Origin of the sequence: Streptomyces sp. ML-6 (assembly GCF_030116705.1) — a bacterium.
Classification (GTDB): Bacteria; Actinomycetota; Actinomycetes; order Streptomycetales; family Streptomycetaceae; genus Streptomyces.
Window position 1 is genome coordinate 3,056,560 of record NZ_JAOTIK010000001.1, and the last position, 8,830, is coordinate 3,065,389.

Annotated in this window: 10 protein-coding genes and 3 pseudogenes; 5 read left to right on the forward strand and 8 right to left on the reverse strand. The window is 66.4% G+C overall.

Annotation, left to right across the window (positions count from 1 at the left end; translation table 11 throughout):
- Positions 1-165 precede the first annotated feature (165 nt).
- Entirely contained in the window at positions 166-603 is a 438-nt protein-coding gene (locus tag OCT49_RS13235; RefSeq protein WP_283852076.1) for an NUDIX hydrolase, read from the reverse strand.
- 64 nt (positions 604-667) lie between these two features.
- Positions 668-1,123 (reverse strand): VOC family protein, encoded by a 456-nt coding sequence (locus OCT49_RS13240; protein ID WP_283852077.1) that lies wholly within the window; start codon positions 1,121-1,123, stop codon positions 668-670.
- A gap of 177 nt (positions 1,124-1,300) precedes the next feature.
- On the opposite strand from OCT49_RS13240, the gene OCT49_RS13245 reads away from it, so the two are divergent.
- A complete protein-coding gene (locus OCT49_RS13245) occupies positions 1,301-2,350 on the forward strand; it encodes a Dyp-type peroxidase (RefSeq protein WP_283852078.1) in 1,050 nt (349 codons plus the stop codon).
- Between the two features lie 175 nt (positions 2,351-2,525).
- Here the strand turns inward: OCT49_RS13245 and OCT49_RS13250 are convergent, their stop codons facing one another.
- Positions 2,526-2,939 carry a hypothetical protein gene (locus OCT49_RS13250; protein ID WP_283852079.1) on the reverse strand — a complete coding sequence of 138 codons (414 nt, stop codon included), beginning with the start codon at positions 2,937-2,939 and terminating at the stop codon, positions 2,526-2,528.
- 47 nt (positions 2,940-2,986) lie between these two features.
- Here OCT49_RS13250 and OCT49_RS13255 point away from each other — a divergent pair.
- Positions 2,987-3,355: pseudogene (locus tag OCT49_RS13255) on the forward strand (tyrosine-type recombinase/integrase); the annotation flags it as partial.
- Positions 3,356-3,508: 153 nt separating this feature from the next.
- On the opposite strand, the gene OCT49_RS13260 reads toward OCT49_RS13255, so the two are convergent.
- From OCT49_RS13260 to OCT49_RS13275, 4 genes are all read right to left on the reverse strand, one after another.
- A complete protein-coding gene (locus tag OCT49_RS13260; protein ID WP_283852080.1) occupies positions 3,509-3,949 on the reverse strand; it encodes a hypothetical protein in 441 nt (146 codons plus the stop codon).
- Positions 3,950-4,760: 811 nt separating this feature from the next.
- The gene (locus OCT49_RS13265; RefSeq protein WP_155057998.1) at positions 4,761-5,165 is read right to left on the reverse strand and encodes a type II toxin-antitoxin system VapC family toxin; all 405 of its coding nucleotides are present in this window, start codon (positions 5,163-5,165) and stop codon (positions 4,761-4,763) included.
- A 9-nt stretch (positions 5,166-5,174) separates the two neighbouring features.
- Positions 5,175-5,372 (reverse strand): hypothetical protein, encoded by a 198-nt coding sequence (locus OCT49_RS13270; protein ID WP_283852081.1) that lies wholly within the window; start codon positions 5,370-5,372, stop codon positions 5,175-5,177.
- Positions 5,373-6,176: 804 nt separating this feature from the next.
- Positions 6,177-6,560 (reverse strand): winged helix-turn-helix domain-containing protein, encoded by a 384-nt coding sequence (locus OCT49_RS13275; protein ID WP_283855784.1) that lies wholly within the window; start codon positions 6,558-6,560, stop codon positions 6,177-6,179.
- Between the two features lie 20 nt (positions 6,561-6,580).
- Here OCT49_RS13275 and OCT49_RS13280 point away from each other — a divergent pair, with 20 nt between their 5' ends.
- The 3 genes and pseudogenes from OCT49_RS13280 (at position 6,581) to OCT49_RS40090 (ending at position 8,150) form a co-directional block, all read left to right on the forward strand.
- On the forward strand, positions 6,581-6,787 hold the full coding sequence (locus OCT49_RS13280) for a hypothetical protein (RefSeq protein ID WP_283852082.1): 207 nt from the start codon (positions 6,581-6,583) through the stop codon (positions 6,785-6,787).
- Positions 6,780-6,875, forward strand: a pseudogene (locus OCT49_RS13285) (excisionase); the annotation flags it as partial. The gene OCT49_RS13280 and the pseudogene OCT49_RS13285, both read left to right, overlap by 8 nt.
- A gap of 14 nt (positions 6,876-6,889) precedes the next feature.
- Positions 6,890-8,150, forward strand: a pseudogene (locus tag OCT49_RS40090) (tyrosine-type recombinase/integrase).
- A gap of 154 nt (positions 8,151-8,304) precedes the next feature.
- Here the strand turns inward: OCT49_RS40090 and OCT49_RS40095 are convergent.
- Positions 8,305-8,826, reverse strand: coding sequence for a DUF4259 domain-containing protein (locus OCT49_RS40095; RefSeq protein ID WP_502963368.1), 522 nt, complete (start codon positions 8,824-8,826; stop codon positions 8,305-8,307).
- Positions 8,827-8,830 lie beyond the last annotated feature (4 nt).

An 8,830-nucleotide genomic window follows, 5' to 3' on the forward strand; every position in this document is an offset into this window, starting at 1 on the left:
CCGGAACCACCGGTTACCGGCCGTCGAGCCGGAGCGGCGGGTTCGGATCGGTGTCGTCGCTCGTGAACCGCCGCCCACTTGACCCGCTCCCCGGCCCCCCAGCCCCTCCCCCACCCCCACCCCCACCCGACTCTCCGCGCCAAGCATTTCCGCAGACCAACGGGCCTACCCCGCGAGCACACCCCGTTGCCGCAGGAGCGGGAGCACGTGATCCCGCACGGCCGGAGCCAGCTGAAGGCCCTCCTCGTGCCCGGACACCCAACGCATCCGTGCCAGCTCCGCGGCAGGGAACGGCGTCCCACCGAGGCGCGCCCGGAAGACGGTCATCCGCATGGGGACCCCTTCCAGAGCCGCGACGGCCTCGACATCCGCGAGGAACTGCGGATCCAGGGGCTGGACGCCGAGCTCCTCCTCGAATTCCCGTATCAAGGTTTCCCGCGCCCCTTCACCGGCGTCGGGCTTTCCGCCCGGGAGGTAGAAGATCTCGGGGGCCGCCTTCTTGCTCACCACCAGGAGCCGCCCGTCCTGGACGACTGCTGCCGCAACGACGAGAAGGGGCCCACTCCGCGCCGACGAGGAAACCGCCGCATGTACTTGTTCCACGCACGTAATCCTCTCAGGCCAGAAGGCGAGAGCGAGGCCGAGGGCACCTCCCCCACAGCGCGGTCTAGACGACGTCGAACTCGTTGCCCTCCGGGTCCTGGAGCAGGACGGCGTACTGTCCCATGTCCGGCTCGTCCGCGATCCGAACCACGGTGGCCCCGGCCTTGACCAGCCTCTCCACCGTGGCGGTGACCCGCTGCGTGCGGACCTCCAACGGGACGTCGCGCCCACCGCCGACCTTCAGGTCGAAGTGGATGCGGTTCTTGGCGGTCTTGGGTTCCGGAACCTGCTGGAACCACACCCGCGGCCCCCGTCCCGCAGGATCGATGATCGACTCCGGTATGTCACCCGCGCCCGCGGGCAACTCCTCCTCGGGCACCCCCATGGCCGCCCAGTACGCCCGCCACGTGGCATGCCCGGCCGGCGGAGGCTCGGGCACGTACCCCAGAGCCTCGCTCCAGAACGCCACCATCCTCTGCGGATCGGCACAGTCGATCGTCAGCTGCACGGTCATCTCCATGCCCCGAGCCTGACAGACGGGTCTGACAGACACGCCTGAGCGGCCCCACGAGAAGCCCTGGACTCGGGCTCGGGGCACAACTGTCGCGGACGCACTTTGATTGAAAGGATGTGAAGTTGATGAGGCATCAGCCAGATCGAAGCGAGCGAGGTCGAAGTGATACGACGCAGGAACTTGATGGCTTCGGGCGTGGCGGTTGCTTTAGCAGGTGGGGGCGCGGCTGCTTACGGTCTGACCGGCGGAGGCATCGCAGGAGACGGTGCCGGTTCTGACGACTCCGCCGATGTTCCGGTCCAGTTGCGTGGACTTCTGCCGGAAAAATACGTGGCGTTGATATCGCTCGACGTCGGGCGGTCGCATGGTGCGCTGAGAGAACTGGTGAAACGGGTTCGCACCGCCGCCGATCCGGACACGTCCGTGGGGTTCGCCCTCGGGGCGACACTTTTCGGATCCGAGAAGTCGATTCCTCGCCAACTGAAGGAGATGCCGCACTTCACCGGCGACCTTCTCGATCCCACCCTGTCGCACGGAGACGTTCTTGCCCACGTCGCGAGCGACAAGGCCGCGGCGATACGGAAGACCGTTGAGCGCATCAGGAACGCCGCCTCCCCGCGCTGGACAGTTCGGTGGCACATCAACGGCTCCCGTCCCGCCAACCGGGTCGAGGACGGCAGGGGCCTGTCCCGTAACCCGTTCCACTTCACCGAGGGCTTCGGCAATCCGGGCACCGAGCGGGAAAGCCTCGACCGCGCACTCACTTCTGCCGATCAGGGCGAACCTCAGTGGGCCGTGGGCGGCAGCTATCAGGTTGTACGCATCGTCCGGTTCGCGACCGACCTGTGGGACAAGGACTCGGTACGAGAACAGGAACGGATCATCGGCCGCCGCCGCGACGGAGGATGGCTCGACGGCACACCGGCCGACGAGCAGCCCAACTTCGCGGCCGATCCGACCGGCAGGCTCACCCCGCTTGATTCCCACGTACGCCTCGCAGCCCCCGACCGCCGCACTCCCCCACCGATCGTGCGGCGCAGTTACAGCTACGACCGGGGCAACGGCGACACGGGAATCATCTTCTCCTGTTTCCAGCGGGACCTGGCCCAAGGATTCGAAGCGGCCCAGAAACGCCTGGAAGGGGAACCCCTGGCAAAGTACTTGCTGACCACAGGCGGCGGATACTTTTTCGCTCCCCCGCACGGCGACAAGTGGATCGACACGCTCAGCTAGTGCGCATGCTGCGGCCCGTGAGGCAGGAAGAGCAATCAACATCCTCGGCCATACTCTCTCGGCTTGACCGGCGACCCACCCGTCACAGCAGCCGTCCACTGATGTTGCCGTCAAACCGTTGAAGAGCCCCACCGAAACACAACTCTGTGGGGCTCTTCAGGCCGATCGACTCCCCTCAAAAGAGATCACTTCCGGTGCCGCCCAGTCGGTCGTCCACAGCTGCGCGAACCTCGCTCCAGGAGTCTTTCCGAAGGGATTCCAATGTCTCCCTCGACGTATTCCTGTGCTGCGCGACCCTAATTCTGATCGATTCATCCACATCACGAGCGAGGCGCTCGAGAAGGTCCGGTGACAGTTTCCGCTTCATGGCCACCATGAAACGGACGCGAGCATCAGGGTCGTCGATCAGTATTTCCAGAACAGCCAACGGCACCGTCTTGTTCTGAACAACTGCCACCCGTTCTTCCGGATATCGATCGACGACCTCCACCCATACCTGCGCAGGCGCTTCCTCAACTGCCGCCCTGCGGCATTCCTGTGGATCTGAACTGTTGCGCAGCCGTACGAACTCGTCGGCAGTCTCGATCATCTATGCCGCTGACGGCACCAGCAAACGCGTCCGTGTCTACGGCAGCACGCGCACGGCAGGACCAGGAGCGAGAGACCGCTGAGTCAGCCTGGCAGGACACCGGACTCGTGTTCACCACTCCGACCGGCGGACCGCTCGACCCTGCCAACCTCACCCGTCGCTTCCGCAGCTTCCTCAACCGGGCCCGGCTCCGCCGCATCCGCTTCCACGACCTCCGCCACTCGACCGCCACCCTGCTTATGGAGCAAGGTGTCGACCTCGTCGTGATCAAGGAGCTGCTGGAACACGCTCACATCGGCGTCTATGCCCACGTACGGCTCCGCCTCCAACGCCAGGCCATCGACACCCTCGACCACGTGCTCAGCCCGACTGATAACAGTCCCGAGAACCCGCCCGTCGCAGCCATCGTCCGCTGACGTTGCCGTCAGCGTTGCCGTCAGAAGCCCGCTCGCCCCCGGTGCATTTGCGCCGGGGGCGAGCGGGCTATCGACTTCAGGCAAGTGAAGAAAGCAGGATGCCTTCCTCATGAAAGCGGATCGCGACCCACTCCCACGTAATTCGGATTGACATCAGGGTCGCTGCGCCTCCGCGAGGGCATCAGCAGCGTCCGTCAGAGCTCCAGCAAGAGCATCTTTCTTGGCCGCAATCACCGGAAAAAGGTCCTCATCCCGCCCCTTGGCGCTCAGAGATTCCTGGAGGGCCTTCCAAGCCTCGAACACCAAACGGGTTTGCTTTAGAGACGACTGCGAGATCAATGCGACCTCCCGAAGGTCGCGTCCGGCACCCTTCACTTCGCGAAGGAACCAAGATGTGAACTGCGACTGCTCGGTGATGAATCTCCCCACGAGGGCTCGGATCTCCAGACTGACGGCGTCGCACGACAGGATCTGAATGGCGAGGTTGATCTCGGCAGCGTTCGAGGGTCCTCGCAGTTCCTCCGGCGGATGCCACTCATCAGGCACCTCTTCGAGCCACTCCCACCCTTCTGGCATCGACACGTTAGAGGTCACTCCCCTTTCTGCAAGTTACGCAAATCCACCTCGACCACCCTAACCGTGCCTTCGAATCAACCATCTCGTGACACTGAACGTGTCCAACGGTATGCCGGAAACGCCGCCCGCTCGAAGGACCTGAGCGCAATATGTGACGCAACTCTGACTTTCCAGGTTGTACGCCGGATAGGCGCCTCTCGCAGTCTTAGACATCATGACTTCGGCGTACGCCATGGAGCCTTCCGTATTCGGCAGCGGAATCCTCACGTTGATCGTTGTCGGGGAGAGCGTTGCCGGATCGAATGTGGCGACACCGTTCGTCGGAAGATCAACTCCGCCGAACTGATGAGTGCTCAAGACCTCATCTCCAGAGCGGATGGTAATCAAGGCATGCCCATTGGGGCGATCGAGATGGACAATCGCCTCGCCAGATGAGGCCGCCAGCGCATCTGCGTTCGGACCGCAATTGTGAACGAGAACCGGCGTAGCGCCCGCCAGCACATAGTACGTGTGCTACGCAACCCCGCCCAACCTGCATTTTCGCAGGTCAAGTGATACCCGGCAGTCCGCTGAGGGGCGGGTTCGGCCGGGGTTGTTCGTGGTTGTTGCCGTCACTACTGCCGTCAAGGGTCTTGCCCCCTCAGGCAGGGCTGGGGCCTCGCGGCGGCTCGGCCGTCCGCCGGTCCGGCAGTGCGGGGCCGGGACGGATTCGCCGCCTGGAAGGGCCGGCTTCGCTCCCCGTCGGAGGCGACGCGCCGATAGCCCGTTTCTGGTCAGCCTGGTCACGGCCGCTGCCTCGTCCGGGAGCCCGGTCCGGCTGCGCCGGCGGCTACTCCGTGCCGAGGATGCGCAGACCGTGGTGCGTTCGGAAGTCCTCGTAGTCCTTGAGGTTGAGCGTGGCCAGCGGCAGGTCGTAGGTGAGGGCACAGGCCGCGATCCACATGTCGTTGATCGGGCGTGGTCGTCCGCGCTGGATGCCTGCGGCTGACAGGCGGCCCCAGGTTGCGGCCACGGCTTCGTCGCCGGGCAGGATCGGGATGCCGGAGAGCCAGTCGGCGAGTTCCTGGCGGCTGCGGGTGCCCCAGTGACGGATCTCGGTCCACTTGGTCAGTTCGCCGAAGGTCACGAAGGTGATCAGCGGCTTGCGGCCGATCAGCCTGGTGGCGAGCGGGCCGGTGAGCTTGCGCTTGTGGGACAGCGAGGCGACGTCGGTGTCGAGGATGACGGGTTGCACGGCGGCGACTCAGGCGACTTCGCGGTGACGCTCGGCGTAAGTGAAGGCCAAAAACTCCTCCAGTTCCTCGTCCGACTCGAAGGTGTCGGCGGCGAGGTCGTCCAGGGACCGGATCGGCTGGGTGTTCTTCGCGGCCAGCAGTTCCTCGACCGAAACGCGGGGCCGAAGCGGTGGGTAGCCGGAGTACTCCGCGTCGGGTGTGCTCATCGGGACCTCCACGGGATGGGATGCAGCTACAGAGGCCAGCATACGGAGGCTACCCCGCGCCGACACCGGGCTTCACCCCACAGCCGATCTCCGAACGTGTGCGCGCCGGCCCTCGCGGATGCCGGCGGGATCTTGGGCCGATGGTCTGCCTGGGGGTGTGGTCGGGTACGGGCAGGGGCCATACACCGGGCCAACGAACGGGGCAGGCACTTGGTCCTGCTACATCGGCGCGTCCGCCCGGACGGCTTGCCACGCCGGGAGCCAGGTTCTGGTCAGCGCGGTCACCAGCCGTCGACGGATCCAGAGTCGGTCGTGGCTCAAGGCCCGCCGCGCGTCTGCGGGTCGCGCCTGAAGCCGACCGCGACGAACGGCCGAGCGCATGTTCCGGGCCGGGCGGGGAGGGATCGGCCGATGGCGGGGCACCAGGAGCTTCGCGCTCCCCGCCGACGGCAACGTCGGCCACTGCCCTCGATGAGCCGACGATGGACGCGAAGGGTCGGCCCCCTGGTCGGCCCTTGCCTGCGATCCGGCCGTAGGACGGTCGTAGGCGACAACTTGCTGTGCGAAGCGCGAGGGCTTCAACGCCCACAACTTGGCTCCGGCGGCCCCAAGTCAGCTCCCGCTCGCGCCCGGGTCTGGCCGTCTGCCTGCGCCTCGCGCGGGCGTCGGCTGCTCGCCCGACGGCGGGTCGGGCGGCGATGTTCGGCCAGCTCAGAGGGGCGGGGCCCACCTTGAACCTCGAAGAGAAAATCTGAACGCACACCCCGGGCCGCCCATGCCGCCCGGGCCGCCCGGTACGGCGAGTCAACGGCCCCGCCCGCCACCGCCCGACTCCAGCACCACGACACGAACACAAAGGTCGGCGATCTGCTCGACGGCGTCGGCCAGTGCCCGTTCCAACGCCTCGACGCGGGCCACCGCCCCGCTGACGAGTGCGGTCACCTCCGGGCTGTCGAGGCCATCAGCATCGTCTACGCCGTGGTCTCGGTGGGCGACGAAGGCACCCTTGCCAGGGCGGGAGACCGCCCACCTGTCCTGTTTCAGCAGGGCCATGGCCTTCTGCACGGTCAGGCTCGACGCCCCGAACTCCTGCATCAGCATGGCCTGCGTCGACAGCGCGTTCCCCGGCCGCAGCCCGCCGGAGCGGATCCTCTCGCGCACGGTCTCGGCAACGACCTCGAACGTCAGCGGTACCCTGCCACCCGCCGGTGATCATCACCGCCTGGGCCCTCGGCGCCCTCCGGGCCGCCCGCGCCGCCTGGCACCGCCGCCACACCCCTCCGCCCTCACCGACCACCCTCGTCCTCGCCCACTGGGCCTACGACGGCACCGGCCTCACCCCCGACCTCGAACGCCTCGCCGCCCTCATCGGAGGCGGCCCGACGCGAGCAGAGGCGGTGACAGCCGGTGCGTGACGACGAACTCCTCACCGTCCCCGAGGCCATGGCCCGCCTCAAGATCGGCCGCTCCGCCCTCTACGACCTGATGCGCACCCGCCACCTGGAAGAAACCGCCCGATGACCGCCCCCAAGCGCAAGAAGGCCCGCGCCAACGGCGAAGGCACCATCTACCAGCGCAAGGACGACCGCTGGGAAGCCGCCGGCTACGTCCTCGCTGCCAACGGCACCCGCAAACGCGTCCGCGTCTACGGCACCACGCGCAAGAACGCGGCCGACAAGCTCGCCGAGAAGACCGCCACCAGCAACCGCAGCCTCCCCGTCGCCACCGCCGACAGCACCGTCGACGACTACCTCACCTACTGGCTCGGCCGCGTCGCCGTCCACCGGCTCCGCAAGAACACCCACACCCGCTACGCCGCCTGCGTCCGCCTCCACCTCATCCCCGGACTCGGCGCCAAGAAGGTCGCCCGCCTCACGGCCAGGGACGTACGCGCCTTCCTCGACCGGCTCCGCACCACCTGCCAGTGCTGCACCCAAGGGCCTGGACACCGAAGGGAAGAGGTGCTGCGCCATCGGCGAGTGCCGCCAGAAACGGCTGTCCGCCCTGACCGTGACCTACGTGCACTCGGTCCTCAAGTCCGCCCTCGAACACGCCGTCCGCGAAGACGAGCTGCCGCGCAACGTCGCCCGGAACGTCAAGACCACCACGCACCGGCCCAGGCGCTTCCGGCCCCTCACGGCGACAGAGGCTCGCAAGTTCCTCGACGCGGCTTACGCCGACCGGCTGCACGCGCTGTACGAACTCGCCCTGAGAACCGGACTCCGTAAAGGCGAACTCCTCGGCCTCCACTGGGAAGACCTCGACCTCAACGCCGGAACAGCCAGCATCCGCCACTCGCTCCAGCGCACCTGCACCGGCGGACTCACCCATCTGCCCACCAAGACCCGGGCGTCCGAGCGCCGTATCGCGCTCCCGGCCGAATGCCTCCACTCTCTCAAGAAGCACAAGGAGCGGCAGGACAGGGAGCGCGAAACGGCTGGGTCGGCCTGGAGCGACGGCGGCCACGTCTTCACCACCCCGGCCGGCAGACCTCTCGACCCTGCCAACCTCACCCGCCGCTTCCTCGACCGGGCAGGGTTCCGGCGCATCCGCTTCCACGACCTCCGCCACTCGACCGCCACCCTCCTCCTGGAACAAGGCGTCGACCTCGTCGTCATCAAGGAACTCCTCGGCCACGCCCACATAGGCGTCACCGCCGGCGTCTATGCCCACGTACGACTCCGACTCCAACGCCAAGCCATCGACGCCCTCAGCAACGCGCTCAGCCTCACCAGCAACGACCCCGACGACCCACCCGCCACAGCCGTCGTCCGCTGACGTTGCCGTCACCGTTGCCGTCAAACGACCCGAGGGTCCCCTCCGCGCAGAAGCGCGGAGGGGACCCTCGCATTTGCCGGGCTACCGAATTCTCCATGATCAGATGACGTAACGAAGTCACGGCTCACGCCTTCAAATAGCCACCTTGAAGGTATTACCAAAGACCTTCCTGGATGGATTCATCCTCATGCGCAGCTCGTCTAGCTCTCTGTGGCCCTTGCTTTTGACCTTCGGCGCCTGGAGCGGAGAGGGGAACCCCTGCAGTACTTTCTCTGTCAAGCACTGCTTTCAGCCTTCGGAGCATTGCAAGCCATTCAGCACCTTCCTCCTCCACGCTCCAGTCATCCCGCAAGTCATTGCTTGTGGTGAGCAGGCGAGAAATCGCTTCGAGCGCCAGGGGTACCAGCTCTTTCGGAATCTGCGGAATCTCCGCATTCGGCCCCCACGTCGCAGATTGAAATTCATCGCCGCCCTCAACCCCTCGGACTGTCAACGCAGCGGCAGCGATTGCCAGCTCTGCTCTACCACCATCGATATGCGGGCTACCGTCGCCCGCCACCGAGGCAAGGGCAGCTCGGATCGCCTGAATTCGCCTAGACGGCGGAGTGCCATCCAAATCGCCAGCAAAGTCCGCGGCGCCATCGTTATCGAATGGCCCGTATCCCCATTTCCCCATATCG